The following is a 26,055-nucleotide window of genomic DNA, read 5'->3' on the forward strand; positions in this document are numbered from 1 at the left end:
ATTCAGTTGGTAGTCACTCGATAAGTTCACCCTATCATTGCTCTGTCTATTTTTGGATCTTATTTAATCCTCAATCCTAAGGCGACGTTGTTCCAGAAGGCTAGCCCGCGCACAAAGCCAGGACAGAAGGCGATGGGCACAAATTTCCCATCATCCAGGTATCCCAAGTCTCCCGTTCCTGCATTCAATAGCCACAGCTTTCCTTGATACCAGCGCGGCGAGTGGGGCATAGATAACCCCGTGGCGATGATGTCGTTAGTTTGCACATCAATCACCACACCTCCACCAACCCGGTGGTCACGCCAGCCGGCAGCAGTGTCGGTGGTGCTACAGGCAGTCACATACGCAGGTTTGCCGTCGCGCATCCCCAACCCATTGAGGTGACAACGGTCTTCCGCCGCCAACTTGGAGATAAACGGCGGTTGCCACAGGGGAACAAAGCTGTAGTCGTTGCTGATTGTGGCGAGGCAGCTAAAATCTGTATTGACAAATACGATATTTTCTGCATCATCCAGCACCACATCGTGGACATTCAAATCGCCAGTGGTGTAGGCAGTGCGAGGGATATAAAGGCGATCGCTTTGCTGAAATGTTTCTCCTGGTGCAAGTAAATTCTCAAATCGCCAAATTTGATAACGCGTGCTAACATATATGCTGTTGTTTGATGCATACATGCCCATTGGTTTATCAAACAATCGCTCGTGAGCAGCTATCCTACCTTGGTCATTGCAGCCAATAAAAAACAGGCGATTAGTTTGGTAAGTAGTGAAGGCAAGGCTAAGAAGTTGGGTTTGTAGCCAAGTTACTAAGTGCGGCGAACAGGTAATTTCTAGTTTTGGCGCACTTGTTGATAACATGGCGTTACCGTGGGGCGGAAAACTTTCCATACAAAAGTTTTGAATTCATTAATAATTTTTGACAGTGCAAAACTGTTTCCATTACTTCTGTAATGGAAATCTGCACAGGTAGCACCCGACTAATCTGTAATTTTTATTTATTTAGTAGTGATAGTAATATTACGGCTAAATATGCGGTATTTGAGTAGACTTTATCAAAAGTTCAATAAATATATAGGACTAGCCCTTTCAAGGTGTTGAGGTAAATATAGCGTAGCTGACACCAGGATTAAGATAGGCTGAAAATATTACTGTATAAGCTTTTGAACTCTTGCTTTTTGATAAATCATTCAAGCCTTGTTTGCTTCTTGTTAGACAAGGTTGTAACGGAAAAATAAGGGTTTCACTCCTGTAATTGGCATACTACAAACCTCAGTTTTAGGTAAATTTGTACTGTTTTGCCCCTATTGTCAGCTACGCTATATCTACGCCGATTAGTGAGCGTAGATATAGCAATTTGCTTGTCCCACCGTGCAAATACGGCTTGTGGTTCATGCAGAGAGAAGGTTACTCCAGACAGGACATCGGCGTACACAGCGACGTGTTGGCGAAAATAATTTGATGCTCCCTTTCTCCCCGTTTTCTGTTGGTTGCGCCACTGCTCAATGATCTCTTCGTTCACCCAGAACGTTATACTGCCTCGCTGCTTTAGTGCTGCATCATAAGCGTTCTAATTCCGAACTTTTTACTGGGCTTTCGTTTTCATCGTTGGGCGGAGGTGGGCAGAGTCTATAGGCTATAGGTAAAATTTACCATTTTCCCTATTCATGCAACAATGCCTAGTTATTGTGCCAATCGTCAAAACACCATTGCCATACGTTTCCGTGCATATCGTATAGTCCAAAAGCGTTAGCTACATCAAAACTGCCCACTTCTGTTGTTTGTTCTCGATATATTCCTTTCACACCAACACCGTAAGTATAGTTAGCATTGAAGTTGGCTAACTCTGATGTAATTGTTTCGCCAAAATGGAATGGTGTTGTTGTTCCGGCTCTACAGGCATATTCCCATTCTACTTCACTGGGAAGACGGTAGCTTTTGCCTGTGTATTGGGAAAGGCGATCGCAAAATTCCACCGCTTCAAACCAAGATACTCTCTCAACTAGTCGATTTTCTCCTTTAAAATAGGACGGGTCAGGCTTTAGTTTGCGATTTACTTGGGGGAGAGATGTGACTGCTTGCCATTGTATTTGGGTGACTGGGTACTTGCCCGTAAAAAAGGGTTGAACCTTTACTTCATGTTGAGGTTTTTCAGAGCCATATCCTTCCCCTTCGAGTGAACCCATCATGAACATACCACCAGGGATGGCAACCATATCGAGGGTGATGCCCAGTATGCCAATGGGAGAGGGGGTTTGTAGAGTTTCGGTGAAGTATTGGGCAAGTTTTGTTTCTCGTTCGATGATTTCGCCGCGATGGTTGACGGTGACGGCTTTAAACTCAAGGGGCTTTAGCTCATCGCTTTCTCGTCCCAAAGATTGAACATCTTTAAATACTTCTCTAGAAGAAAAAGTAGCGATCGCATTTCTCACTAAATCTTCTCCCACTCGATCCTGATTTCTTTGGGCTGCTGCTAAAGCCAAATGCAATCTAACTAAAGGGTCTTGATTCGCTTCAATCCAACGCCAATAGGGACTTAATGAAGCTGTTATCCTCGCACTGCGGCAGATTTTATCTGAACTCATTCCATACTCATAACCCCATTTCAGAAACAAGTAGGACTTACGCAAGAACTCTCTGAAACTCTCATTCCTCCGTGTCCTCTGCGTCCTCTGTGGTTTGATTTTCCGTTACTTGTGCGTAAGTCCTAACAAGATTAAGTTTGAGTTTTCTTGCAGAAGCAAACTGGGGATAGATAACCTGATGAGAATCGGCTGGTTCTATAATCAGTGATTGATTATGGGAAGTTTGGGGTAGCAATTGAAATTTGAAGGCTTCATTGAAATTAACTCCTTGCTGAAGAGTCTGAGAGTTAAACAGTTTTATTAATTTATCAATTTTTTCTTTTGGCAGATGCTTCGCTCCTAACCAGCTTGTGTCACTCTGGGAGAAAACATAAATGTAGGTTGGGTTGAACGAACGCGAACAGCATCCTGTAGGGAAGTGAAACCCAGCAAACCACGACAAATGTTGGGTTTTGTTCCTCAACCCAACCTACACCTGCTGAGTTATTGTTCAGTAGCAAATCACAATTCACAAAAAAACCCGGAGGAACCGGGTGTAACTTAACTTGTTATCCAAACTTGATAGCTGTGTATCAGTTAGCGTCCTAAACTGCGCCAATCGACAAGTACATCCTGAACCAACAGTGATTTATTGTAAAGTTGCAGAATAATCAGCAGAAACACGAAAAATAGTGACATAAAAACAGCCATCACAGGGGTAGTACCCCAACCTGGAGCCACTTTCCCATACTCAGAGTTAAGTGGTTTCAGGATATCTCCCAACCTAGTCCTTTGTGCCATAGTTCACCTAAGATTACTTGCCAAAGCTTTTTTTAATCTTCTGTAATATTCTATAAGAATAGCACTCATAATCTATCTCTCAATTATGGAACCCGCAATAGTTCTTAGCATTTGTGTGGCTGCCGTGGTGGTTGCCATCACCGGACTGTCGATTTATACCTCTTTTGGTCCTCCTAGCAAGCAATTGAACGATCCGTTTGATGACCACGAGGATTAAGCCATTGGTCATTGGTCATTGGTCATTGGTCATTGGTCATTGGTCATTGGTCATTAGTCAGTGGTCTGTGGAAAACCACAACTAACCACTGACACAGCAATAGTGGCTCACTCCAGCCTGAGATTAATCGCTGGTATCACCTTGAAACTGGCGATTTTCCAAGGCTGTATTGTCAAGATTTGTTGCTGAGATGAGAATTCAGTGCTAGAAGAACGCTCTAACAAATCTACTGTATCTCCTAGACTCAAACCTAAATCACTGTGCAAAGATAACTCGGCTGTTTCTCCGTGACATTCATAGCACCGCAGAATTAACTGCTGGGGGTCATCCTCAGATGGCTTCAAAGCCATCAAGATTAAATTTTCAGCTGATAAATCTAGTAACCTCACCCCCAACCCCTCTTTACCAGCAGAGAGGGGAGGATTTTCAGTTGGGTTTTCATTAACGGGATTTAATATAACTTGCAATGGGATATTCAATTCATAGCCACGCCGTACTGTATGGGCTGATTCCCAGCTACCAGCATGAGGATACAAGGTATATGTGAACTCGTGAAAACCTCGGTCAGCCTCTGAGTCTGGCCAATTAGAACTGCGTAGCAGTGTCAAGCGGAGTTGATTTGGTTTGCTGTCGTAACCATATTTACAATCATTCAGCAAACTGACACCGTAACGATTTTGGATTGCGGTATTTCTCTGTGTGTCTTCTGCTGTTAAATCAGCCCAACGCAAAGCGGGAACTTCCCATTTTGCTTGTTCTGCGGGGGTTTGCAATTTAGTTGGGCGGCGAATCGCGCCACAGGGAATTTCGTATGTAGCAAAGTCTGCTTCAACATTCAGAGGAAAAGCAGCTTTTACCAATACATGATTTTCTTGCCAATTAACGGTAGTAGCTATGTTCAGCAGAGGTGAACCAGCTTGCAGAATATAGTCTTGGCAAAATTCCGATTCACCCAACTGACGCACTACGCGCACACGACTTTGCACTGGGCCTTGTTCTAACCACTGAATAGATAAAAGATTTGTTGCAGGTAAGGGATGTTGGGCGTAATTGGGGTCTATATTCCAAGCATCCCAATATTGACCACTGTCTTTAAAAGCTTGTAGTTGATTCCCCGCCCCACTCAAAACTTCTCGTTGATAAGTTTTATCAAAAACACTTGATAAATCTCCAGTATCAGGATCTATAACAACTCGCAAGAATTCATTTTCTAAAATCCAGTCTGGGAAGAGTGGGCGGGATGTGGGAGATGGGGAGGATGAGGGGGAAAGCCAAAATATGCGGTAGCCAACGGGTGGAATTTCGGTGGCGAGAAATAGTAGCGTTGATGGTTCAGATAATTGGGAGACAAGCTGCTTTCCAGAAGCATCGTAAATCTGCCATTCTTCTGGTGTGGGTAAAGCTACAGAGACTACCTCAGAACGCTGCCAATTGAGAGAATTGAAAACGAAAATAGGCAAACTATCGGGTTTTGGTGGTTCTGATAAGGTAATGTGAGATGCGATCGCTAAAAGTGATTCCTGTAATATCTTCGTTCCTACTTCTTCCACTTGCTGCCACTGGGGCAACGCATCTGTGTAAACTTGGGTAATTGAAGAACCAGGTAAAATATCGTGAAATTGTTGAAATAACACCTGCTTCCAAGCTGCTTCGATTTCTGCTTTGGGATATGTCACGCCACAACTGACAGTTGCCAAGGTAGCAAATAGTTCAGCTTCATATAATAAATTTTCACAACGGCGATTCCAACGTTTTTGATCTGCATGGGTAGTGTAGCAACCGCGATGGAATTCTAGGTAGAGTTCGTCATTCCAGATGGGGAAGGGAGGGGGAGTAGGCGAGGCAGGGAAGGCAGGGGAAGCAGGGGAAGCAGGGGAAGCAGGGGAGGATAGGGGAGAATTATAACTAGTACTTTCTGCTTCCTGCCTCCTGCCTTCTGCCTCCTGCCTTCTGCCTTCTTTACTGATTTGCTGTAAATATTTTTCAGCTGTCGTGAATTCTAAGTCTGGGAAGAAAGGCGACTTTTGCCAGCGTTGGGCGGTTTCTAACATATCACGGGTGGGGCCGCCGCCGTGGTCGCCGACACCCGGAAGCCAGAGGGATTCTGGTAAACCAGTTTGGGTTTGCCATTCCAGAGCGTAGGATGCCATTTTAACTGGGTCTATAGCTTCACCGATGGGTGCAGACATCAAACTAAAGACTTCGCTGCCGTCAGGCGATCGCCACCAAAAAGCCCCATAATCAAATTTAGTAGTATCATTCCACCGCAACTTCTGGGTGACAAAATACTCAATTCCGGCATTAGCGAAAAACTGCGGTAAAGTTGCACAGAAACCAAAAGAATCTGGAACCCATACTACAGTTGAAAGCTTGCTAAATTTTTCCTGGATGTATCGCTGACCATACAATAGCTGACGGACTATTGATTCACCAGCAATCAAGTTGAGTTCTGGTTCCACCCACATTCCGCCGACAACTTCCCAACGTCCAGCCGCTACCTGTGCTTGAATTGCTCGAAACAAGTCTGGGCGATGTTCTTCAATCCAAGCATAAAGTGCGGGAGTCGAATGACAGAAAATTAACTCAGGGAAATCTTCTTGCAACTTCAGAACCGACTCAAAGGTGTTTTGCGCCGCATTCCAAGTTTCACTCACAGGCCATAGCCATGCTAAATCTAAGTGAGCATGACCCAACAAGAAAATTTTAGATTTTTGATCCCCCCAACCCCCCTTCAAAAGGGGGGCTAAGATGTCGGATTGAATTAGGTTTTGGCGTAACTTTACCAACTCTTCCTTCGTGTCCTCTGCGCCTCTGCGGTTCGTAACCTCCGCTACCATCGCCGCCAAAACATCCAACTTCTCCGGCGCAAACTTTTCTAAATAAAGTTGCACCACAGCTAACTCATCAGCCACAAAACCCGGATCGGGATTATTATCAACAGTAGACTCATAAACTAGGAGCGATCGCACTAAAGCACCATCACAATGTCCCGGACTCACTAACCGCACAGCCACAGTAAATTCTTCCCCTGGCGTCACCTCTTGACTGAGAAGCACTCTCGGCGAACAATCAAATAAATCACCCTCCAGCACTAACTCCCCATTTACATAAATCTCAGCAGAATCTGCCCACCAAACCAGCGCCAACCGCAAAGATAACCCAGCTAAGGGATAGCCCTGTAAATCTTGGGGAACCACCAATCTTTGCACTAGCCATAGCACTTTTTTCCCGCCTGTCCAAGCGATATGTTCTTTAGCATTCAACTGGACAGGTTGCCAATGAGACAAATCAGCAGCTACAACATCAGTAATAATCAGGTCAGATTCCTGATAAAGCCACGTAGACTGAAGATTAACTTGACAAAAAGAGCGCAGTTGCTCAATTGCTTGGGAGATAAATTTGGTCTGGGATTGAGAGACAGTCGGGGTCATATTTTCGCTAAGATGAGGTGTTGGTCGTTTTTATTGTTTGGCGCGAGTCTCACAACTTATACAAGACTTGAACTAAAAAATTACTACTATGTCTTCTGGTTCCTCTGGTCGTTATCAAAGCAGACTATTTAACTTTGTCCACCAGCAATCTCGGCGGGTGACACAACAGTGGGAACACACCTTCCGGCATTTGCAAGTTGCCACTAAGTGGGGTGTCGAGGTACTACTTTACCCAGTGTATCTACTGTTTCAGTCATCGGAATCGTCTGGGAAAACGCTACACACCAATGAACCACAAACTAGACTAAAGTTACAACCAAATGATACCGATTTCCAGCCCGAAACTCTGCCAAATGTTGATAGCCCCATTCAAAATGTATTAGAGGCAGTCAATTATCTGTCATTTGATGAACCTGCCTCCACTCCTCCGAAAACATCTGAATCTTTCAACCCCTTGGTTTTTTTGGGGGTTTTCCGGCTGAAATTCGTTGATAATCACTCTCATGTTACTCAAGCATCAAATATTACAAAGAATCAAGCCGGAAGTATCAATCCTTCACAGTTAGATAATGCTCTCAAGCAGCATTTTTCAATAGTGCGGGGTATTGCCACAAATTTGATGAATCGGAATTTAGTACTTGTTACTGCCGACAATGAAATTCTAGATATTTTAACACCCCAGCAGCAGGCAAAATTAGAAGACCGAATTATTAACGAAGTTGCTAATTACTGGCAGTATTGGCGGTTGATTATAGCTAAAAAAGAAATAGAGTTATTACCACAAATTGACCGTTTATTAGCAAAACTCACTGATGCAAATCCAGCTAAAATTCCAGTTTTAGCCGAGGGCATACCAAAAGATTTACTTAATACAGATAAATTATTAACATTTCTAGATTTAGCCGTTGCTAAGTTAGAATCAAATGCTTTAGTACCTGTACAAGAACGTAGCCAGGAAATTGTCCAAGTAGCCCAAACTCAGTTAAACATATTTCTTTATGGCAAAGAGCAATTAGCTGGGAGGGGAGAAATTACAGCCAATGCTGATGGTTTAGAAACTCAGACATTGAATCTTCAGGCTTTGATTGAGGCAGCGCTTAATTACTTTTTTGGTGTTGGTAGTAGAAAAACACTTGAGCCAACAACCAGTGATGAGCGATTGCCAGGGAAACTATTCTCATCACACCTTAGAAAAGCCTTGTCCAAAAGCCCTCAGTTAGAGAACCAGGATTTAACAGATGATCCTTGGCTAAGATGGAGTGATTTATTTGGTGACACAGAAACTGTTGCTGAAAAGTCAGTTACACTTTCTGGGAGGAAAAATCCTGCTTTAGCACCAAGTTTATCAGTAGGGCATTTTTCCCAAAAGAATTTGAGTGTCAAGCAACCTAAACTCGGATCTGGATTGGTACATAGGAAACAACCAAATAGGAATCTCACCTCCAGTCAAAAAACATCTGGAAAAGTCGCTTCTGTAAAACAAAATCGAGCCAGCATTTCTCAACTAAAAAGCGAGAGTCGTAAAGGGGAAATGTTGAAACAGCAATTTCATCAAAGCAGTCAAGTTGAGGCACAGCCAGACTGGATAGAAACTAAAGCAACTTCAACTGGCTATGAAAAGCACCCCTTAGAGCAACTTCTCGAATGGCTTGATTATGTTATGCTCTGGCTAGAAGAGAAATTTGTAAATATTTTTCAGTCGTTGCGTCAGCTATGGCAGGGAAAATAATACTAATTCGTGATTTGTAATTAAGGCTCGTCTGATTTAATCTGGGTTTCCAGGTTTACATCTATAGCCTGATTTGGGAGAATTGCTATAAGCTGGTAGATATTTTTTAATAAACTATTATAATATTGACAATTTCCCCATTAAAGGAGAATTTTGATTATCTATAATGTTATTGGTGGTTGTCTAAGTGAAAATTATTGTTTACTGTAAATACTTCAATTTCAAAAATCCACTAGATAAACCAAAAATTGAGACTTTTGTGGTAAATGTGCCTCAAATCCCTAAGATAGGTGAAACAATTGTAGTTGAAAGAATTTCACCTCAAAAGCAGTTTGTAATTATCTTTGAGTACATTGTGACAGCAGTCCAGTTTAATGCATCTAGGGAATCGACTGACTCAGCAGATGCTCAGGTAAATGCATTTTTGAACCATTGTTGGGAGGGAACATCAAATTTTAAAGTTACAAACTTTTTAGAGCAATAATTTGTCACCACAACATGTGATTGAGAAAAGAGCGTAACAGTTTGGCTCCTGTTGGTTCCTGATAGTCAGGTGGTAACAGAGCCAGCATCGCATTCTGTAACGTCTCCAAAGCTACTTCTACTTCTTGGCGCTTTGGTCTGGTTGTTTGGCCAAAGTGTAAAGGTTCACCTACCCGAATTGTTAACTCTTTTCCCAAATAGAGGTCACGAGTTCCAATTAGCGCAACTGGAATAATTGGTACACCAGCCCGCAAGGCATAAATCACAGTCCCGCGTTTTAAAGGGAGATGCAACTTACCCTCAGCAGTTCCCAGTCGTCCTTCGGGAAAGAGAATCATCCCATCCCCACGAGTCAAAATTGCCAGAATAATGCGATCTATTTGTCGCAGTGTGTGTATATCTTCCCCGGTGGGTACTGTTTGTTTAATTGCTGCGGCTAGCTCAACTAAATCTTGCCTTCCTGCTTTAGCCGCTTCTATGACAGCAATTTCTTCTTTCCACACCCGTTCTAAAGGAATCACGCCCCCCGCAAAACTCAGGATAAAGCGCTTCCACCACTTGTTATAGAGGGTACGGGCATCACCCAGGATGTAATAGTAGGGTTGGGTGGGAAGTTCGGCTAGGAGGAGTAAGGGATCGATGTGGTGGAGATGGTTAACAGCCAGGATTGCAGCTTGCTGAGGTATTCTTTCCAGATGTTCTACCCGTACCTTGAAAAAGGAATGGATGAGCGATCGCATCACAAAACGCCGCAGCCCAGAGTTGGCTCTGGGTTCGGAATGCTCCTGATTAATAGCTTCCAAGCGATTGAGAGTTTTTTCGATAATCTGGCGAACAGCGCGATCGCCAGCCGCAGCTACACCCTCTTTTACCCGCTTGATTGCTGCGGCACTTAAGGGTAGTAAAGTTTCTGATTGTGTTTTGTTTTCCTGCTGATGGCTAGATTTCGAGTCGGTATGAACTTCGGAAGTTACCCCATCAGCTAGGTCTTCTTGAACAGATTTGCTAGAAGAACTTTTGATAACAGCCTCTTTGAATTCATGAACTAATCATAATTCTTGAGGTCATATTATTAAACAACCCACAGTTAGAAGTTGTGTTGTCGTTCGGCGTTAGCGTAGCATCTTGCAGAGAAGATATCGCATGAATCGCTATTCCCTCTGCTGACTGTTGCCGCAATACTCCCAGTCCGAGCGTGAAAGTTTGTAAATGCTGGCTTATTCTTGTTTTTTTATACTTGTACACCCGACCGTATTTCATCGTAGTCTTATCAACAACAGCAGAAGATTGCTCTAAAGTATAAAAAACATAGTAAACTTTAACTGCAACACATAAAAAAATACATAATCCAATCTTTATTATGTCTAAAAATATTTCAAATAAATGTCCTGTTTGTAGTTATGAAGGCATCCATATTCGTTCATTATCTCAAAAAAATATTATGAGCGAATTAGAAGATTATTTTGCTGAAAAGCCTCCAGACAAAATTGAAATAATAGACTATGAGATCCAGCAATGTAAAAATTGCTCACTTGAATATGCTTTCCCTTTAGAAGCAGGCAGCCAGTCATTTTACCAATGGGTTACTACTAGAGCAGGTTATTATCCAGAATCTAGATGGGAATGGTTTGCCGTAATTGAGCAAATAAATAAGCGAGAAAGACAAAACTCAATTTCTATTTTAGATGTAGGCTGCGGAGGAGGTAATTTTCTGGAAATCGCTAAAAAACTTTCAAATACTCGTATAGTTGGCTTGGATACAACTCCAGAATCTGTTGAGCAATGTCAAGCAAAAGGATTTGAAGTTTACTGTGAAACAATTGAGAGTTTTTACAATAAATTTTCTAGTGAAAGCTTTAACTATATATTGTCTTTCCATTGCTTAGAACATATTAGTCAACCGAAGCAATTTATTACATCAATGCTTTCTGTTCTTAAACCGATGGGTAGTATATTCATCAGCACTCCTTATTCACCTATGTCGGTTGAATCAGACTGGTTTGATATATTAAATCACCCACCACATCATCTGCTACGTTGGAGTAAAAAATCTTATGAAGAACTAGCACATCAACTAGGCTGTGAGATAAAGTTTTATATGCCATCTGCAAATTCTGTTATGGCAAGAACAACAAATAATTTTAGTTTATCTAAATTTGGAAAAAATCAAACAGTATCTAAGTTGAGATTACTCCAAGGAATAATAAAAAATCTAACTCTATTTTTGAAAATATTTTTTGAGCAATTAATGCGTTATCGAGTTAATGGAAATATTGCAGCAGATATTGTATTGGTGGAATTAAAGCTATCTTCAAAAATTAGTATATAAATTATTTCATATATAGGATTCCTATATAGGACCCATATTTGATTTTTGAAATATACGTAGGGTGCGTTAGCCAGAGGCATAACGCACCGTCCGAAGGCTCTGGTGCCGTACTCTCGCCGATATCACACCCTACAGATACTTAGATTTTTTCAGAAATCAAATCGGATTCCTATAGTTTGTTGTGAAAATACGTAAAAAATTAACCCTATGATTGACCATAGCGATCGCATACTGTCTTATAAACAAGGCACATTCCAAGGTGTTGGAGGACTTGACCTTTATTACCAAAGCTGGCATCCAGAGGGAAAAGTACGGGCAATATTAGCCATTGTGCATGGACTCGGAGCGCACAGCGATCGCTACGGTAATGTAATTCAGCATTTGATACCCAAACAATATGCTGTCTACGCCTTAGACTTGCGTGGTCATGGACGCTCACCAGGTCAGCAAGGTTATATCAACGCTTGGAGTGAGTTTCGCGAAGACCTGGGAGCCTTTTTAGAGTTAATTCAGACTCAAAATCCTGGATGCCCAGTTTTTCTCTTGGGTCATAGTTTAGGTGCGGTGATTGTCTTAGATTACATTCTGCGCTATCCCCAACAAGCATCATTATTGCAGGGTGCGATCGCTCTAGCGCCAACCTTGGGGAAAGTTGGGGTTTCACCTGTTCGGGTATTTTTAGGAAAAACGCTCTCACGGGTGTGGCCGCGTTTCACCCTAAATACAGGGATTGACATCAGTGCTGGTTCACGAGATCCGCAGGTTTTAGCCGCCATTGCTCAGGATACACTGCGACATACCCTTGCTACTGCCCGTCTGGCAACAGAATTCTTTGCAACAGTTGATTGGATTAATGCTCACGCAGGTGATTGGCAATTACCATTGTTGATTCTCCACGGTGGTGCAGACCGAGTTGCTTTACCTGTGGGAAGCGACATCTTTTATCAACGGGTAAACTATACAGATAAGCTGAGAATTGAGTATCCAGAAGCCTATCACGAGATTCAGAGTGACCTCAATTATCGCGAGGTAATGGCTGATTTGGAGAACTGGTTGGAGCGACACCTACCACCTCAAACAGCACAGTTAGGACAGGGAAGCGCTGAGTTAGAGTTTCCTAGTTCTAAGCCTTTTAGTACTGAGGCTTGATTACTCTATCGTCAAGCAATGCATAGGCGTAGCGCGTCGTAGACCCAAAGCTTGAGGATATGAATAATGCAATATGCCAAGGTGTAGAGAATTTATTGCATAGTCGCAGTTGATACGAATGTTGTTGTAAGACTGTTGACCCAAGATGATGAATTAGAATTCAACAAAAGTCTAAAAATTTTCAAGGCTTAAGATGTTTTTATAGCAAATACGGTGAAGTTGGAGTTGGTATTATTTACAAATCAAGCTTAAGCTGTATTGGCTCTTTCTGCTCAGGCTGCGGTTTTGCATCAGAGGGTTTTAAAAAAGTTACTTTGGAGTCATCGCTTGCAGGTATATCTATATCTTGGGTCAACGTTGTATGTGGTTTAGCATCTTCAATTAAGTCTACAGGTGCCTTGGCATCTTTGGTTAAGATATAGTAAGCACTACGTCCTCCAATCACCATTTGGTGTAGCAGTCCTCAATGGGTAAGTTTACTGAGTAAGTAGGTCGCTTGATTACCATTGATGCGGCATAAATCAGCTGTTCGTGTAATACGTTCATGTTTACTTATGTATAGCTTCTCGAAATGCACGTGGATCATAAGCTGGAACACCTATACGAAAGAGGTCAACTGTTAATTCATTTAGGCAAATCAATTATTGCCGTTTCTACCGACACAGATGGTGTTGTTTTACTTGCTATCAAAGCAGACAACAAACCTGGAGAAGATTCTGCAAGCTTTTGATTTAAGCCTGTTACACAACCATCATCCTCCACACCAATAACTAGTTTGCCACCATGCTTGTTAGCAAGGCATACTACAGCTTCTACCAATTCATTCTCAGGTAGTGGTTTGCGATCGCTCTTAAACTCTACAGTCAGAGTTTCGCCATCACCTATGAGTTTTATGAGTATTTCTGGAGTTATCATGGCTATAATATCCTAGCGATCGCACTTTGAAAATAATTACAGTGTTATTGGATCAACCGCTACAATTCCTTCAGACGCATAGCGAATGAAATCTCTAGTATTGAATGTCAAAATATGCGTTATACTATTTACCTTCATATTAGCAACGAGACGAGCATCATGCACTTGGATACCTGATACACTGAATGCAACAACAAGCTTACGCCACTCAGGGTAAATAGCAGGCATATCAGACAACAATGGAAAGAGGCGTTCAATCAATTGCAGCAGCCGATCTGCATCTGTTGGTGTTAAACCAAATCCGTTTTTTGTGGCTGGTCTTGTAGCAACATTCCAAAACTCAACGCAGTTTTGCACGGTGATTTGCAGTGTATGTCCATCGCGTCGCAGTTTTCGGATCGCAGCTCGTATTATTGGATGTAGTGGGTGAGTGCGATCTACAAAACGTAGTAGGATGTTAGTGTCTATGAGGTATACCACTGCTAAGGATGATCCTCATAAATACTCTCACGAGTCACTGTATAATCTGACAGCACTGCTAAATTTGACCCAACACATAGCGCAAATTCGTCAGCTAACTTATCTGCAACGACTTCAAACTCCTCATCGTTCAGTTGACCCTGTGTCTGAAGCTTTGCCATCAACTGAGCGCGTTTTTCTTCTTGGCTTTTGCACTGTTGGTCTTGAAAGATTAGCTCTTGAAGATATTCACTGGCTGAACTATAACCGCCTTTAGCTATTTGTTCTTCGACAAAGACTTTCATCGACTCAGGTAAGGAAATCTGAATGTTAATCATACCTTGAGACATCTGGTGGGCGATTTTATCTACTACGTTAGCACTGCGATCGCATCCATTTCCATCAAACAAGCGATCGCATATCTAAGATGCAGAGTCAGTTATTTAGATTATCTGAAAAATACGTTGCTGAGGATTGATAGTTTTTTCCAGCCAAGATCGGCTCTCCCTTCACTCCTCCACGGGTAAGAGTACAAATCTTATAAAGGTTTTCGCACTCAAAAATTGCTAGAACTAGCTCTTTCCCAGTTTGATAAGAGGATGGTAAAGGTTTACCTACCTCGCATTCCATATCAATTTCGTTATCACGCCACTGTAACTTCCAAATACGCTTTTCAGTTATTGGTGCTTTGAGAGACTGAGCAAGAGCACTATACACCTGCTCTGCTTTGATATCATCCTTGGCTGCTGGCACAAAAAACTTCATAGGCTGAGGTTACAAATAACGTAGGTTTCATTAGCACCAGCGTAACGCAGTTACCAAGGCAATCTGCTCCCATCCCACGAGAAAAAGTGTCCACTATCGCCTTCTTGAAGCTGTTCTATGACAGCCAATAATTGAGTAACAGTACGTTCCACTGAAAATAATTTTTCCGCAGGGACATTTCCCTGGAAAGGACGGGAAAGGCGGGTATCAGTTGTACCAGGATGTAATGTCACTATTAATGCTTTCGGACAACTTCTTTTATACTCAATTGCCGCAGTTCGCATCAACATATTCAGTGCTGCTTTAGAAGCCCGATAGCCGTACCATCCACCAAGTTCGTTATCGCCAATACTGCCCAATTTAGCAGAAATAGTGGCGAACACGCTGCGTTCTCTATGCCGCAATAGAGGCAATAGATGTTTAGCCAGCAAGACAGCACCAATACTATTTATCTGAAAGTAGCGCAGCAAATTTTCTGAATTGATTTGTCTTAAGCTTTTTTCAGGTTGCAAAGTATCTTCATGCAATAGCCCTACACAGTTGACTACTAAATGCAGTTTGTCAGCTTGAATAGATATTTTTTGAACGACTTCAATAATCTGCAACTCGTCAGTAATATCCATCTCCAAACAAATTAATCGCTCAGGATATTCATCTGCAAGAGCTATTAACTCTGAGGCCGATTCCGGTTGACGAGAAGTTGCATAAACTTTAGCTATCTTGTCATCTTGTAGCAATTTTTTCACACAAGCCAAACCAATACCTTGGCTGGCTCCCACAATCAAAGCATTGATAGGATTAATTTCATCGATAAAAGACATATCAATTTAGGTAACTTGTGGAGGTATTTGATATTCATAGCGAGAGACGAAATAAGCACCAACTTGTCTCTGGCTGTGATAACGGAAACCAAAGCCTCCATATACTGCTCTCAGGCGCAGACGCGAATTATCGCAATTTAGACGTAAATAACGTTTACTAAGTGTTTGTACTTGTTCAACAGCCCAAGCCAGCAGTGTCGAACTGCAAAGCGATGTACAAATGCTGACTCTTTCTGAGAGATGTCGGGTCAGACAAGTAAATGCTCTAGTTCGTTCTTAGAGCAAAGCACCACCACAACTAGAACCACACCCAGCAGTACAACCATAGCAATAAGCAGCAGTTTGTACCTCACTAATCAAGTCTAAAGTGCCAGCTTCTAACAATTTGCCAACTGTCAAGGTTTCACCATTGCGGGTTTTTGCAGGCAAATTCATCATTTGGTTAAAGTCACAATCATATACATTGCCCAGATAGTCAATTGAAAGTTCATCACGACACATTAAATGTTCAACTGTGCTGGGATTAAAATGCAACTCTAAAAACTGCAAATAGCTGGTGTACAGTTTTCTCCGTTCTAAATGCATTTTAGTTCTACCAACTGGAAGGTTGGTAATGGTAAAGAGGTTATTAAACACAATATCAAAATGTTCTTGTAAGAACATTTTGTAATCTTGTTCTAGGTTGCTCTGTTCGGGAGCTAAGGAAAATTTTTCACCGCTGGGTAACTGGGGATTAAATACTAAGTCTAAAATTAGATTTTGGTCTTGACCATAGCCGAGTTGGTTAAGCCACTGCAAAGCTTTGACAGAACTATCAAAAACACCAGCACCACGCATTTTATCAACGTTATCTGCTAAATAACAGGGTAGGGAAGCCACAACTCTTACCTGATGTTTAGCAAAGTATTCTGGTAAATCAGCAAATCCATCTTCAAAAAAAATGGTCAAATTAGACCGGACAATCACTTGTTTACCAGTTGCTCTTGCTGCTTCTACTAGTGGCTTAAATCCATAATTTATTTCTGGTGCACCACCAGTCAAATCCACAATTTTAATTTCGGGAAATTTATGGATTAGCGAAATCAATTGTTCGCAGATTTCAGGAGTGAGTTCTTCTGTACGTTTTGGCCCAGCTTCGACATGACAGTGTCTACAGGCAAGGTTACAACGTTTACCTAGATTAATTTGTAAAACAGTGATTCCTTTTTTTGTCAAAGGTGAACTAAGTTTGTGTTTAAACGGTTTAACTGCTGTATCTAGTGCAATTGTTGATTGAGTTTGCATTATTGACTACTCCTTAAAAATGGCATAACTAGATTCAAATTTTCCAACCTTGCAATAATCTGTAGGTTATTCCACTAATAATTGCAGCAGTCGGTAAAGTTAAAATCCACGATAGTAGGATATGATAAAAAACACGCATATTGGCTTTTTTGCTAATTAATCCTACTCCAAAAATAGAACCAACTGAAACATGAGTGGTGGAAACTGGAAGCCCAAATCGACTAGCTGCGATGACCAAAATTCCGGTTACTATATTTGCTGATAACCCTTGAGTATGATTTATTGAGGTAATCTTTTCACTCATAGTTACTGCAACTTTTTGAGAGTTGAGTAAACCGCCAAGTGCCATTGCGATCGCTATGGTGATCATTCCCCCCTGAATCGAGAAATACTCAATAATCAGGATGAGTGAAACAATCTTAGGAGTGTCATTTAAACCTCTCGCAAAACTGACAATTCCAGCGCTGATAAAATGACAAGTATCAATCATTTTATGATTGACTGATAGGTTCCATTTGGAATTGATATAGTGAGATAAGCTGTAAACTCCTGCTCCCAAGGGAATAGCAATGATTGGACTGAGAAATAGGGGCAAAATAAAGTAAGTTCCCAAAGCTGCAAAATTAACTTGGAGTCCGAATGCTACTAATCCAGCACCAACAATAGCACCTGTCAAGCTGTGAGTTGTGGAAATAGGAAACCCCGTGAGGGTGGCGATGAGTACGGTTAAACCAGCAGCGATCGCTACTGCTATATGAAACTGTGGGGCGTTAGTGATCGCATCAGGTACTAGTCCTTTACCAGAGAAGTTTTTAATTAGTGCCCCGGCTACAAAAGTCGCAGTTATTGCACCAGCAAAGGTTGTAAAAGTTGCCCACAAAATGGCTGTTTGATAGCTGCTTGTTCTGCTACCAAACAGCGTTGCTACACCTTTGAAATTATCATTTGCGCCATTTGAATATGCTAGGAAAAGCGTAGCTAAAAACAGAAGAATTAATAGCATTTTGGGGTTTATAAAGGAGAAGTCAGAATTCAGAATTCAGATTGCAATTAGTGAAAAATTCAAGTTGTCCATTCATTCCCCAATAGCACAGAATTATTCTGAATTCTGACACCTGAGTTCTTAATTAAGAAATTAACAGCAACCACCACCGCTATAGTGCCAAGTCGAGTTGGTAACAATAATTTCGAGTGGCTTGATAGCAGCAAGTTTAGCAGCAGTTTTATCACACACTGCTGCGGGAATACCTAGCTGAAGTAGATGACCTGCTGAATCGTCAAAGAAGGGTTCAGAACCAGCATAAATTGCTGTTTTTCCAGTGAAAATGCAAGCACCATCTTCTGGAATTTCAACTTTAAAAGACACAGAATCCAGACTTTCTAAAAGTAGGTTTTCTTCTAAATTATAAGTCTGGGAATCTAGGAGACGGTAAGGACGACGGGCGCGAATTTCAATTTGACCAAAACCAGCATTTATAATCTGTTCAGTATACTCTTGATATGTGAGTGCACCTGATAAACACATGGCTCTCAGTCGCTCATCTTCTTGAAGATGTGCTGGAATTGGACGAGTAGCAATTGGATCGCTCATCTGCAAACGTCCACCTGGTTTTAATACCCGATATGCTTCTTTTAAAGCGCGAGTTAAATCTTCTGGCTCAAAGATGTTGAAAAGGCAATTCTGTGCCACGATATCGACACTAGCATCAACAACAGGTAAGTTAAAAGCATCGCCTTCGCGGATTTCTACAAAGCTGGTGTCAAACCAGGGGTTTTCTTGAGCAGCAATTTCCAGATTACGTGCAGCGGCTTCCCGCATCGCCCCAACCGGTTCAACGGCAATTACAGCACTTGCATGGCGGGAAAAATAAGCGAATTGCAACGCTTCTAAGCCACCACCAACACCGACATACAGGACAGTAGGTTGGTTTCCTAGTTCGGTGGGGTGAACAGTGGTGCCACAACCATAGTTCATTTCCTGCATTGGCAAAGGAATTTTCAATCCTGGTAGTTGCAGGGGCGTACTTTGCACACAACAAAGTCCAACTTGTGGGGTTTGGGCAACTTCGCGGTAAAATTGCGCTGCTGTTTCTAGATAGGTCATGCCATTTTGGGTTTTAGATGATGACAGCTTTGTGCATCCTAGTATAATTAACTCTGAGTTGGATGAGTTTTTGTTGAGATTGCCAAAAACCCTAAATCTTCCTAAAATATAAAAATTTGGGGTTTTAACGTTATTTAACACTGGAAGGTAGACAAGAAGGTAGGAAGAGATGAGGGAGAAATCAATTCAAAATTCAAAATTAAAGAACTTCTGCCTCCTACCTCGTCTTTCCCAATGCCCAGACCAAATTCAATCATGTAATGTGTAGCCAACACCACTCACAGTTTGAATAAGACATTTTTCGTTATTGGCTTCAAGTTTCAGGCGTAGGTAGTGAATGTAAGGTTCAATGATGTTGGTATCGCCCATGAAGCCGTAACCCCAGACTTCCTCTAAAATGCGATCGCAGGTAATTACCTGTCGCGGATGGGCCAGTAAATATTCTAGTAAATCAAATTCCTTGGCAGTTAACTCAATTAACCGCTGATCTCGGTACACTTGGCGCGTGCGACGATTTAAACTCAGGTCTTCAAATTCTAAAACATCTGCTTTGTCTGCTTGGTGGCTTCTTCGCAAGTGAACGCTGACTCTAGCTAATAATTCATCAACGCTGAAGGGTTTAACGAGATAATCATCAGCACCAGCGTCTAAGCCTGCAATGCGATCGCTCACTTCATCTTTGACGGTTAATAAGATTATCGGTACTTTTTCACCAATACTTCGCAGGCGGCGGCAAATTTCCAACCCCGACAAACCTGGCAACATCCAGTCTAAAATTACTAAATCCAGATGCAACTCCCGCGCTGCGGTGAGTGCGGTTAATCCATCGTAGGCAATACTGACTTGATAGCCTTCATAATTCAATTCCAATTCGACAAATCGTGCCAGTTTGACTTCATCTTCAACCAGTAAGATGTGCGTCATGATGATGTTAATGATTTCAGCAGGGTACGGTAAGCAACAATACGGTCTGGAAACACTTTAGCGAGTTGTCAGCTACTTAATAGCCAAACATCTAATTAGGTGTACGTTAGCTTAGTATAAAGCTGAGTAAGTATCAACCGTAAATCTGCAATTACCGATGGCTGCTGGATTCAATAACGATCCAACTGGCTATTAGCAATAGGCTGTGACATCTTCACTGCATTTATCAGCAAGATAACAGAGCGCTTTAAAACGTAAACCAACCACTTCCTCATATAGGGGATTTAATTTACACATCGGCGGAATATGAAATAGCTTCCGACCACAGAGCGTGATATCTCGCTCAAAGGGACACTGAGCAGGAATAGCTTTGCACAGGAAATGAGCCAATTTGGAGTTATGAATTTCTATAGTTTCCAACCACTCGCGGACTGGGTGCAGTAGATCATTGTGTAACCGGACTTGAATAAAGCTTGTCATAATTTTTCACCTTGAGAATTTCAAACTAGATTGAGTTTTTTGTATTTGAACCTCTATAAATACATACGGTTAGGTTCTATAGTTTTATGCAGTGATTACTCTTTTTTTAGTTCTCTACAGAGATACAATGAGTTTCTAAGCACACTGTTAACTACACATTCAAGTGCTATAGTTCCCGATAATTTGTCAAGGTGAAAATATCTTTTGTGCCAAACTGCATTTTCGTAGGAGAGCCAGCGCGATTCATTGGTGTCAACTTAACGTAAAAACCAGTCTAGACAAAGCTTTGATAGATTGCCTTGTTCCCAGACTCTGGCTGGGAATGCCTACTGGAAGGCAAAGCCTTCCTTACTCGCGGCAGCAGCCCAACGAGGAGCATTTCCAGCCAGAGGCTGAAAACGAGGTTTTAAAGGAGTTTCTGCTTAAGTTGACACCAATGCAGCGCGTCTTCTCCCTACAGCCCTTCTCCTAAAGGAGATGCTACCCGTAGCTTGCTTCCCCGTAAGGGTACGGGCATCCGACGGCAGGCGATCGCCCTCACTTTAGGAGAAGCAACTGGCGTTATGTTACACCGTAGGCTAGTGTACGGACTATCTTAATTAACCTTACAAAAGCCCGGTATTACAACCAATTCAGAACCGCTATAGTTAATTTGTGTTGTTAAATAACTTTTTGGAGGCGCAGCTAAACTTACCCTAAAAAAGCATCAAGCTTTAAGGAAGTTGCGAAAACTGATGAATGATGACTTTTTCAGTAACAAAAAGCTACTTTTTGACCTATGGGCATCAAGTTACGACTGGCTCTTTCCCTCAGTGTTTTATCGAGCCATTCACAAACGGTTGCTGAAGTACGTCGATTTACCAGAGCCAGCAAATGTACTTGATATCGGCTGTGGTACTGGACGCTTACTTGAGCGCCTTGCTACTCAGTTTCCCGATCTGCGAGCCACTGGATTGGATTTATCTGCCAATATGTTGCGGGTAGCAAGACAGAGCAACCGCCACCGTCCACGTTTAATTTATGTTGAGGGCAAAGCTGAATCTCTTCCCTTTGCTGATGGTCAATTTGACGCTGTTTTCAGCACTATCAGCTTCTTGCACTATTTGGAACCCAAACAGGTGGTTAGTGAGATAGCAAGGGTACTTTCTCCCGGTGGACGCTTCTACTTGGTTGACATTACTTCTAAAAAAGAGGCAGAACCTCAATTCTTGCCAATCTCTCCCCGTGGAATTAGACTCTACAGCCCTAATCAACGTCAACTTCTTGGTTCCTCTGCTGGGCTATTGTGTTTGAATCACCACTATTTACTAGGGCCTGTCTTACTAACGATTTTTGCTAAACCTGCAATTTGAAAATAGGGAACAGTGAATGGAGAATGGAGAAAGTAAAGGGTTGGAAACAGCTTGTATCAATTTTTATTCCGCATAATATCTTAATTACGAATTAAGAATTAGTCTGACCTCGATATTCCATAAATACCACAGGAACTCTGAGCAGCCTTTTAGCTAATTGCGAGAATCTAAATTTCCCTTTGAGCGTAGACAAGCTTTTTGTCTTGGGAAATTGTGGCAAGTCTTCAAAAGATATTGGCACAAAGTCAAAACGACTGTAAAACTGCGCTAGTCGCTGACCTAAACATTCCAGATAGAGTGGTTGCGTTGCTGTATTAATCAAATGCTGCGTTAGCAAAGTACCCAAACCGCGACCTCTCCAAGCTGATGCAACGACTAAACTACCAAGTTCTTGTGCCCCTGAGAAATTACGTAGCTGTCCGCAAGCTACAAGATTCTCATCACATTGAATTACCCAAAATTGCTGCCAATTTAATTGGGTTGGGTCGAGTTTCGCTGAAAATACCAGCAATCGTATCGACCACTGATCCGCAGAGGTTGCCTTGCGAAGGACACATCCAGATGTTAACCATAGATTGTTCTGGTTCATTAATTAGACTTTGATAGTTTGTATCACAATCATCACACCACAATCATCACACCATATTATTCAGTCAGATTATTTGTCATTTCCTGGCAAATATCAATAAAGCAATTTTAAAAGCATGTAGGACATCAAACCCGTTCTAAGTCCTCACTTAATAACAGCAAGGGTTCTCAGGTTAACAAATTCTATATTTATGGATTTTTGTCAGCAGACATGAGTAGTACAAAACAATACTTACGATAGAGGCAGGAATCAGCCATAACTATATCTAGATAGATGCACCCATACTCCTAATTTTTTAAGATAATCCCAAGGATAAATAATTAGGGATGTAATCATGGCTGAACAACAAAAATCTAATAATGAACAACCTGCGTCTACTGCTTCTCCTGACGCCGAAACGCCTATCGACGAAAGTATCCGCAAAACTGGTGATGCGGAAAAGAGTGATGCTAAATCCACTGCTACTCCAGAAGCACCAGAAAACGATGGTGTAGCAGGTAGCCCTAATCAAGGAACTGAGTCACGTTAATTGGTTTGAACTTTCCCAAATTTCAATAATCTCGTAGGAATTTTGTGTTGTAACCCTAATAGAGTAAATTTTGAGTGGATATGTGGTGTAACAGCCACAATTATCTACTCTTTTTTTATGTCAAAAACTGCATCATCTCTATGTGAGTGTGTTAGCGTAGCTTACCGCAGGTATCGCAATCCGAAACCCCAATGCATCCAGTAGCATAAATATAGCTTTCAATATATATAATATTATCTAAGTAATAACACGGGATTTTTTCACAGGTCGCCAGCAGCTTGCTACTAAAGCTAAAACTGATGTGATTATTAGCTACACTTTTGCGAGTATTCCATGAACAAACTGTTAGAAAAATTGGTTGCAAGCGGTTTTAGCTTGGCATTACTGCTATTGTGCGGCGTCGGAACAGCTTCTTACTTAAGTATCCAAAAGTTGGCGGAAGAAAAGCGATGGGTAGTTCATACTCATCAAGTCATAGAAGCCTTAGATCATGTGCGTATCGGTCTCAGCAATGCCGAAGCTGCACGAAGTAGTTACATTCTCAGGAAAAACACAGTTTACCGAGAAGTTTATCAAAGCGAGAAACAGAAAGTCTATCAAGTGCTTAAAGTCATCCAACAACTAATTAGTGATAACCCTAGCCAACAAGAGCGGCTTGTTACACTTGAACCCCTGATTGCACAGAAATTTTCCCTGCTTGAGCAATCCATCAATTTGGTTGGGCAAGAAAGTTTAGATCAGTCAACTCAAATGGCGATCGCTAATCGGAGCATAGAGATCCGCGAACAACTCCAGGAAATGGACAGTGAAGAAAAAACTTTACTGCAACAGCGGATAGCAATTACAGATGGTCTTTTTCGCCAGATATTGATTGTAGTGGGTCTGGGGTATGCTTTGAGTTTCCTTTTGCTAATTGTGGTTTACTTACTGCTGCAAAAGCAAATTCGCCTTAACAAGGCTTTATCACAAGAAGCTATTCGCCTGGAACAGCAAGCTGCAAAAGCAAAACTGGCAGATATTTTAGAGACTATTACAGATGCCTTTGTTGCCCTCGATCGCAACTCATGCTGCACCTACATCAATCAGAGGGCGGGACAAATGTTCAACCACCACCCCGCAGATTTAATTGGCAAAAACATTTGGGAAGTATTCCCCGAAGCTATTGAATATCAGTTTTATCAGGCCTATTTCCAGGCTCTGGCAGAACAGCGAGTCATTCAGATGCAGGAATATTATCCACCGTTCGACCGCTGGTTTGAATATTGGATGTACCCCTCATCGGAAGGAGTATCAATTTTCTTTCAAGATATCACCCGCCAAAAATTGGCAGAAATTGCCTTAGAAGAGAATGAAAGACGCTATCGCTCACTGGTAGTTGCCACTTCTCAAGCTGTCTGGATAGCTGATACTAAAAGGATGCTAAAAGACTTTTCGTCTTGGATAGCCCTGACTGGGCAAAGTGATGCCCAAGTCGAGGGGTGGGGATGGCTCAATGCAATTCATCCTGAAGATCGGGAGTTGTCAGAGTTGTTGTGGACTCAGGCACTGAAAACCAAAAATCTTTACTTTAGTGAGCATCGCCTACAGGTTGCAGATGGTAGCTATCGATTTTTTGCCGCGCGTGCAGTTCCCGTCTTGGATGCCAACGACGAGATTCAAGAGTGGGTGGGCACTCATACAGATATTACAGAACAACAAACTGCGCTGCGCGATCGCAACCTTGCACAACTTGCACTACAACAGGCTAATGAGGAACTAGAAATCAAAGTACAGGTGCGGACCGCGGAATTACAAAAGCTGAATGAGGAACTAAAACGCTCTAACCAAGAGTTACAACAATTTGCCTATGTGGCTTCCCACGATTTACAAGAACCATTACGAGCCGTGACGGGCTATACCCAATTATTAGAAAACGAATATCAAGACCGTCTAGATGAGTCTGCCCAGGAATACTTTGGTTATATTATCGACGGGGCAAAGCGGATGCAGCAGTTGATTCAAGACTTACTAGTTTATTCTCGTGTCGGGACTCGCGGTCAGGAATTTACCCTCGTTGACTGTAATGTTGCACTCAATATAGCTCTTAGTAATTTACATATAGCGATCGCTCAAAGCAAAGCCATTATCACTCATGAACCTTTGCCAAAGTTACTCGCAGATAAAACCCAAATGGTGCAATTATTTCAAAATCTGATCGGCAATGCTATCAAGTTTTGCCGACAGGAGCCACCCCAGATTCACATTGGCGCACTCCTTAGAAGAGCAGGGGGAGCAGAGGAGGCAGAAGAAGAACCCCTCACTTCTAACTCTTGTAGAGACGCGATTAATCGCGTCTCTACTTCCCACTCCGAATGGCTCATCTGGGTACAAGATAATGGTATTGGTATTAAGTCTCAGTATCTTGAGCGGATTTTTGAGGTTTTCCGCCGTCTTCATACTCGTCGAGAATTTCCTGGTACAGGTATTGGTCTAGCTATTAGCAAAAAAATCGTCGAGCGGCATGGTGGTCGCATCTGGGCTGAGTCAAAACCGGGCATAGGAACAGTATTTTATCTTACCCTTAACGCAAATTAAGGTATCTTTAGTATATATACTGTATATCTGGTTAATAACATCTCTATAACTGCATGATTCATCATCAGGCACTGCGACCCATTGAAGTTTTGCTAGTTGAAGACTCTCCGAGTGATGCTAACCTAACCATCAAAGGCTTTTTAAATGCTCAAATCGCCAACAACTTGCACTGGGTTGAAGATGGTGAAAGTGCCATGAACTACTTACGGGAGCAAGAAGAATTTACCAATGTTCCCCGTCCAGACTTAATTTTACTCGATCTGAATCTTCCAGGAATGGATGGGCGCGAAGTGTTAACAGAAATCAAATCAGACCCAAATCTTAAGTGCATTCCTGTTGTCATAATTACTACTTCAACTGATGAGCAGGATATCCTACGCTCCTATAATCTCAGTGCTAATTGCTATGTAACAAAACCTATTGATATCTACCAGTTCATTCAGATTGTGCAGTTGATCAAAGATTTCTGGCTGACAGCAGTAACATTACCACGAGAATAATTGCGTTAGAAATTTCGATTGTTGTTTACAACACCAGAGAATTAAGCGCTGTCTGACAAA

The 26,055-nt window shown here is 41.9% G+C and carries 27 protein-coding genes and 1 pseudogene; 9 read left to right on the top strand and 19 right to left on the bottom strand.

Features of this window, described 5'->3' with window-relative positions; genetic code table 11:
- Positions 1 to 59: 59 nt before the first annotated feature.
- The 5 genes and pseudogenes from RM347_RS18340 to psbH form a co-directional block, all read right to left on the bottom strand.
- Positions 60 to 887, bottom strand: a complete 828-nt coding sequence (locus RM347_RS18340) for a TIGR03032 family protein (protein ID WP_322717742.1) — start codon at positions 885 to 887, stop codon at positions 60 to 62.
- Positions 888 to 1,239: 352 nt separating this feature from the next.
- Positions 1,240 to 1,518, bottom strand: a complete 279-nt coding sequence (locus RM347_RS18345; RefSeq protein WP_322717743.1) for a hypothetical protein — start codon at positions 1,516 to 1,518, stop codon at positions 1,240 to 1,242.
- A gap of 160 nt (positions 1,519 to 1,678) precedes the next feature.
- Positions 1,679 to 2,353 (bottom strand): annotated as a pseudogene (locus tag RM347_RS18350) (formylglycine-generating enzyme family protein); the annotation flags it as partial.
- A gap of 289 nt (positions 2,354 to 2,642) precedes the next feature.
- Complete coding sequence (locus tag RM347_RS18355; RefSeq protein WP_322717744.1) at positions 2,643 to 3,044, bottom strand: hypothetical protein; 402 nt, start codon at positions 3,042 to 3,044, stop codon at positions 2,643 to 2,645.
- 113 nt (positions 3,045 to 3,157) lie between these two features.
- Positions 3,158 to 3,361 (bottom strand): photosystem II reaction center phosphoprotein PsbH, encoded by a 204-nt coding sequence (psbH, locus tag RM347_RS18360; RefSeq protein ID WP_322717745.1) that lies wholly within the window; start codon positions 3,359 to 3,361, stop codon positions 3,158 to 3,160.
- Positions 3,362 to 3,446: 85 nt separating this feature from the next.
- Here psbH and psbN point away from each other — a divergent pair, with 85 nt between their 5' ends.
- A complete protein-coding gene (gene psbN, locus RM347_RS18365; RefSeq protein WP_322717746.1) occupies positions 3,447 to 3,578 on the top strand; it encodes a photosystem II reaction center protein PsbN in 132 nt (43 codons plus the stop codon).
- Between the two features lie 107 nt (positions 3,579 to 3,685).
- On the opposite strand, the gene RM347_RS18370 is transcribed toward psbN, so the two are convergent.
- Positions 3,686 to 7,009: an alpha-mannosidase gene (locus RM347_RS18370; RefSeq protein ID WP_322717747.1), complete on the bottom strand. Its 3,324-nt coding sequence runs from the start codon at positions 7,007 to 7,009 to the stop codon at positions 3,686 to 3,688.
- An 88-nt stretch (positions 7,010 to 7,097) separates the two neighbouring features.
- Here RM347_RS18370 and RM347_RS18375 point away from each other — a divergent pair, with 88 nt between their 5' ends.
- Together RM347_RS18375 and RM347_RS18380 are read left to right on the top strand one after the other, a co-directional pair.
- Positions 7,098 to 8,738, top strand: a complete 1,641-nt coding sequence (locus tag RM347_RS18375; protein ID WP_322717748.1) for a hypothetical protein — start codon at positions 7,098 to 7,100, stop codon at positions 8,736 to 8,738.
- 187 nt (positions 8,739 to 8,925) lie between these two features.
- Positions 8,926 to 9,222, top strand: a complete 297-nt coding sequence (locus RM347_RS18380) for a hypothetical protein (RefSeq protein ID WP_322717749.1) — start codon at positions 8,926 to 8,928, stop codon at positions 9,220 to 9,222.
- Positions 9,223 to 9,226: 4 nt separating this feature from the next.
- On the opposite strand, the gene RM347_RS18385 is transcribed toward RM347_RS18380, so the two are convergent.
- Complete coding sequence (locus RM347_RS18385; protein WP_322717859.1) at positions 9,227 to 10,102, bottom strand: lysophospholipid acyltransferase family protein; 876 nt, start codon at positions 10,100 to 10,102, stop codon at positions 9,227 to 9,229.
- A 479-nt stretch (positions 10,103 to 10,581) separates the two neighbouring features.
- On the opposite strand from RM347_RS18385, the gene RM347_RS18390 reads away from it, so the two are divergent.
- Both RM347_RS18390 and RM347_RS18395 read left to right on the top strand, forming a co-directional pair.
- The gene (locus RM347_RS18390; protein ID WP_322717750.1) at positions 10,582 to 11,550 is read left to right on the top strand and encodes a class I SAM-dependent methyltransferase; all 969 of its coding nucleotides are present in this window, start codon (positions 10,582 to 10,584) and stop codon (positions 11,548 to 11,550) included.
- 207 nt (positions 11,551 to 11,757) lie between these two features.
- Complete coding sequence (locus tag RM347_RS18395) at positions 11,758 to 12,699, top strand: alpha/beta hydrolase (protein ID WP_322717751.1); 942 nt, start codon at positions 11,758 to 11,760, stop codon at positions 12,697 to 12,699.
- Positions 12,700 to 12,934: 235 nt separating this feature from the next.
- On the opposite strand, the gene RM347_RS18400 is transcribed toward RM347_RS18395, so the two are convergent.
- The 11 genes from RM347_RS18400 to RM347_RS18450 form a co-directional block, all read right to left on the bottom strand.
- Positions 12,935 to 13,147, bottom strand: a complete 213-nt coding sequence (locus tag RM347_RS18400) for a hypothetical protein (protein WP_322717752.1) — start codon at positions 13,145 to 13,147, stop codon at positions 12,935 to 12,937.
- A gap of 176 nt (positions 13,148 to 13,323) precedes the next feature.
- Positions 13,324 to 13,614 (bottom strand): AlbA family DNA-binding domain-containing protein, encoded by a 291-nt coding sequence (locus RM347_RS18405; RefSeq protein WP_322717753.1) that lies wholly within the window; start codon positions 13,612 to 13,614, stop codon positions 13,324 to 13,326.
- Between the two features lie 36 nt (positions 13,615 to 13,650).
- The gene (locus RM347_RS18410) at positions 13,651 to 14,094 is read right to left on the bottom strand and encodes a type II toxin-antitoxin system VapC family toxin (protein ID WP_322717754.1); all 444 of its coding nucleotides are present in this window, start codon (positions 14,092 to 14,094) and stop codon (positions 13,651 to 13,653) included.
- Between the two features lie 2 nt (positions 14,095 to 14,096).
- Positions 14,097 to 14,483 (bottom strand): ribbon-helix-helix domain-containing protein, encoded by a 387-nt coding sequence (locus RM347_RS18415; RefSeq protein ID WP_322717755.1) that lies wholly within the window; start codon positions 14,481 to 14,483, stop codon positions 14,097 to 14,099.
- A 25-nt stretch (positions 14,484 to 14,508) separates the two neighbouring features.
- Positions 14,509 to 14,838, bottom strand: a complete 330-nt coding sequence (locus RM347_RS18420) for a hypothetical protein (RefSeq protein ID WP_322717756.1) — start codon at positions 14,836 to 14,838, stop codon at positions 14,509 to 14,511.
- A gap of 50 nt (positions 14,839 to 14,888) precedes the next feature.
- Entirely contained in the window at positions 14,889 to 15,659 is a 771-nt protein-coding gene (locus RM347_RS18425; RefSeq protein WP_322717757.1) for an SDR family NAD(P)-dependent oxidoreductase, read from the bottom strand.
- Positions 15,660 to 15,935: 276 nt separating this feature from the next.
- Positions 15,936 to 16,943 (bottom strand): arsenosugar biosynthesis radical SAM (seleno)protein ArsS, encoded by a 1,008-nt coding sequence (gene arsS / locus RM347_RS18430; protein ID WP_322717758.1) that lies wholly within the window; start codon positions 16,941 to 16,943, stop codon positions 15,936 to 15,938.
- Positions 16,944 to 16,977: 34 nt separating this feature from the next.
- Positions 16,978 to 17,946 carry an inorganic phosphate transporter gene (locus tag RM347_RS18435; RefSeq protein ID WP_322717759.1) on the bottom strand — a complete coding sequence of 323 codons (969 nt, stop codon included), beginning with the start codon at positions 17,944 to 17,946 and terminating at the stop codon, positions 16,978 to 16,980.
- Positions 17,947 to 18,078: 132 nt separating this feature from the next.
- Positions 18,079 to 19,047, bottom strand: coding sequence for an arsenosugar biosynthesis arsenite methyltransferase ArsM (arsM, locus tag RM347_RS18440; protein ID WP_322717760.1), 969 nt, complete (start codon positions 19,045 to 19,047; stop codon positions 18,079 to 18,081).
- A 249-nt stretch (positions 19,048 to 19,296) separates the two neighbouring features.
- Entirely contained in the window at positions 19,297 to 19,971 is a 675-nt protein-coding gene (locus RM347_RS18445; RefSeq protein WP_322717761.1) for a response regulator transcription factor, read from the bottom strand.
- A 192-nt stretch (positions 19,972 to 20,163) separates the two neighbouring features.
- Positions 20,164 to 20,451, bottom strand: a complete 288-nt coding sequence (locus RM347_RS18450; RefSeq protein WP_322717762.1) for a Mo-dependent nitrogenase C-terminal domain-containing protein — start codon at positions 20,449 to 20,451, stop codon at positions 20,164 to 20,166.
- A gap of 734 nt (positions 20,452 to 21,185) precedes the next feature.
- Between RM347_RS18450 and RM347_RS18455 the strand changes: the two genes are divergently transcribed.
- On the top strand, positions 21,186 to 21,803 hold the full coding sequence (locus RM347_RS18455) for a class I SAM-dependent methyltransferase (RefSeq protein WP_322717763.1): 618 nt from the start codon (positions 21,186 to 21,188) through the stop codon (positions 21,801 to 21,803).
- Positions 21,804 to 21,894: 91 nt separating this feature from the next.
- On the opposite strand, the gene RM347_RS18460 is transcribed toward RM347_RS18455, so the two are convergent.
- The gene (locus tag RM347_RS18460) at positions 21,895 to 22,392 is read right to left on the bottom strand and encodes a GNAT family N-acetyltransferase (RefSeq protein ID WP_322717764.1); all 498 of its coding nucleotides are present in this window, start codon (positions 22,390 to 22,392) and stop codon (positions 21,895 to 21,897) included.
- A 334-nt stretch (positions 22,393 to 22,726) separates the two neighbouring features.
- On the opposite strand from RM347_RS18460, the gene RM347_RS18465 reads away from it, so the two are divergent.
- The 3 genes from RM347_RS18465 to RM347_RS18475 all read left to right on the top strand — a co-directional run bounded on the left by RM347_RS18465 (position 22,727) and on the right by RM347_RS18475 (position 25,995).
- Positions 22,727 to 22,921, top strand: a complete 195-nt coding sequence (locus tag RM347_RS18465) for a hypothetical protein (protein WP_322667575.1) — start codon at positions 22,727 to 22,729, stop codon at positions 22,919 to 22,921.
- Positions 22,922 to 23,254: 333 nt separating this feature from the next.
- Positions 23,255 to 25,495, top strand: coding sequence for a PAS domain S-box protein (locus RM347_RS18470; protein WP_322717765.1), 2,241 nt, complete (start codon positions 23,255 to 23,257; stop codon positions 25,493 to 25,495).
- A gap of 53 nt (positions 25,496 to 25,548) precedes the next feature.
- Entirely contained in the window at positions 25,549 to 25,995 is a 447-nt protein-coding gene (locus tag RM347_RS18475) for a response regulator (RefSeq protein WP_322717766.1), read from the top strand.
- Positions 25,996 to 26,055 lie beyond the last annotated feature (60 nt).

The organism is Nostoc sp. ChiQUE02 (assembly GCF_034531305.2).
Classification (GTDB): Bacteria; Cyanobacteriota; Cyanobacteriia; order Cyanobacteriales; family Nostocaceae; genus Nostoc.

Excerpts from the sequence above, each read along its gene's own strand:
- RM347_RS18340 (WP_322717742.1), bottom strand. The coding sequence starts at position 887 with ATGGAAAGTTTTCCGCCCCACGGTAACGCCATGTTATCAACAAGTGCG.
- psbH (WP_322717745.1), bottom strand. The coding sequence starts at position 3,361 with ATGGCACAAAGGACTAGGTTGGGAGATATCCTGAAACCACTTAACTCT.
- psbN (WP_322717746.1), top strand. The coding sequence starts at position 3,447 with ATGGAACCCGCAATAGTTCTTAGCATTTGTGTGGCTGCCGTGGTGGTT.
- RM347_RS18370 (WP_322717747.1), bottom strand. The coding sequence starts at position 7,009 with ATGACCCCGACTGTCTCTCAATCCCAGACCAAATTTATCTCCCAAGCA.
- RM347_RS18375 (WP_322717748.1), top strand. The coding sequence starts at position 7,098 with ATGTCTTCTGGTTCCTCTGGTCGTTATCAAAGCAGACTATTTAACTTT.
- RM347_RS18390 (WP_322717750.1), top strand. The coding sequence starts at position 10,582 with ATGTCTAAAAATATTTCAAATAAATGTCCTGTTTGTAGTTATGAAGGC.
- RM347_RS18395 (WP_322717751.1), top strand. The coding sequence starts at position 11,758 with ATGATTGACCATAGCGATCGCATACTGTCTTATAAACAAGGCACATTC.
- RM347_RS18400 (WP_322717752.1), bottom strand. The coding sequence starts at position 13,147 with ATGGTGATTGGAGGACGTAGTGCTTACTATATCTTAACCAAAGATGCC.
- RM347_RS18405 (WP_322717753.1), bottom strand. The coding sequence starts at position 13,614 with ATGATAACTCCAGAAATACTCATAAAACTCATAGGTGATGGCGAAACT.
- RM347_RS18420 (WP_322717756.1), bottom strand. The coding sequence starts at position 14,838 with ATGAAGTTTTTTGTGCCAGCAGCCAAGGATGATATCAAAGCAGAGCAG.
- RM347_RS18425 (WP_322717757.1), bottom strand. The coding sequence starts at position 15,659 with ATGTCTTTTATCGATGAAATTAATCCTATCAATGCTTTGATTGTGGGA.
- arsS (WP_322717758.1), bottom strand. The coding sequence starts at position 16,943 with ATGCAAACTCAATCAACAATTGCACTAGATACAGCAGTTAAACCGTTT.
- RM347_RS18435 (WP_322717759.1), bottom strand. The coding sequence starts at position 17,946 with ATGCTATTAATTCTTCTGTTTTTAGCTACGCTTTTCCTAGCATATTCA.
- arsM (WP_322717760.1), bottom strand. The coding sequence starts at position 19,047 with ATGACCTATCTAGAAACAGCAGCGCAATTTTACCGCGAAGTTGCCCAA.
- RM347_RS18445 (WP_322717761.1), bottom strand. The coding sequence starts at position 19,971 with ATGACGCACATCTTACTGGTTGAAGATGAAGTCAAACTGGCACGATTT.
- RM347_RS18450 (WP_322717762.1), bottom strand. The coding sequence starts at position 20,451 with ATGACAAGCTTTATTCAAGTCCGGTTACACAATGATCTACTGCACCCA.
- RM347_RS18455 (WP_322717763.1), top strand. The coding sequence starts at position 21,186 with ATGAATGATGACTTTTTCAGTAACAAAAAGCTACTTTTTGACCTATGG.
- RM347_RS18460 (WP_322717764.1), bottom strand. The coding sequence starts at position 22,392 with ATGAACCAGAACAATCTATGGTTAACATCTGGATGTGTCCTTCGCAAG.
- RM347_RS18465 (WP_322667575.1), top strand. The coding sequence starts at position 22,727 with ATGGCTGAACAACAAAAATCTAATAATGAACAACCTGCGTCTACTGCT.
- RM347_RS18470 (WP_322717765.1), top strand. The coding sequence starts at position 23,255 with ATGAACAAACTGTTAGAAAAATTGGTTGCAAGCGGTTTTAGCTTGGCA.
- RM347_RS18475 (WP_322717766.1), top strand. The coding sequence starts at position 25,549 with ATGATTCATCATCAGGCACTGCGACCCATTGAAGTTTTGCTAGTTGAA.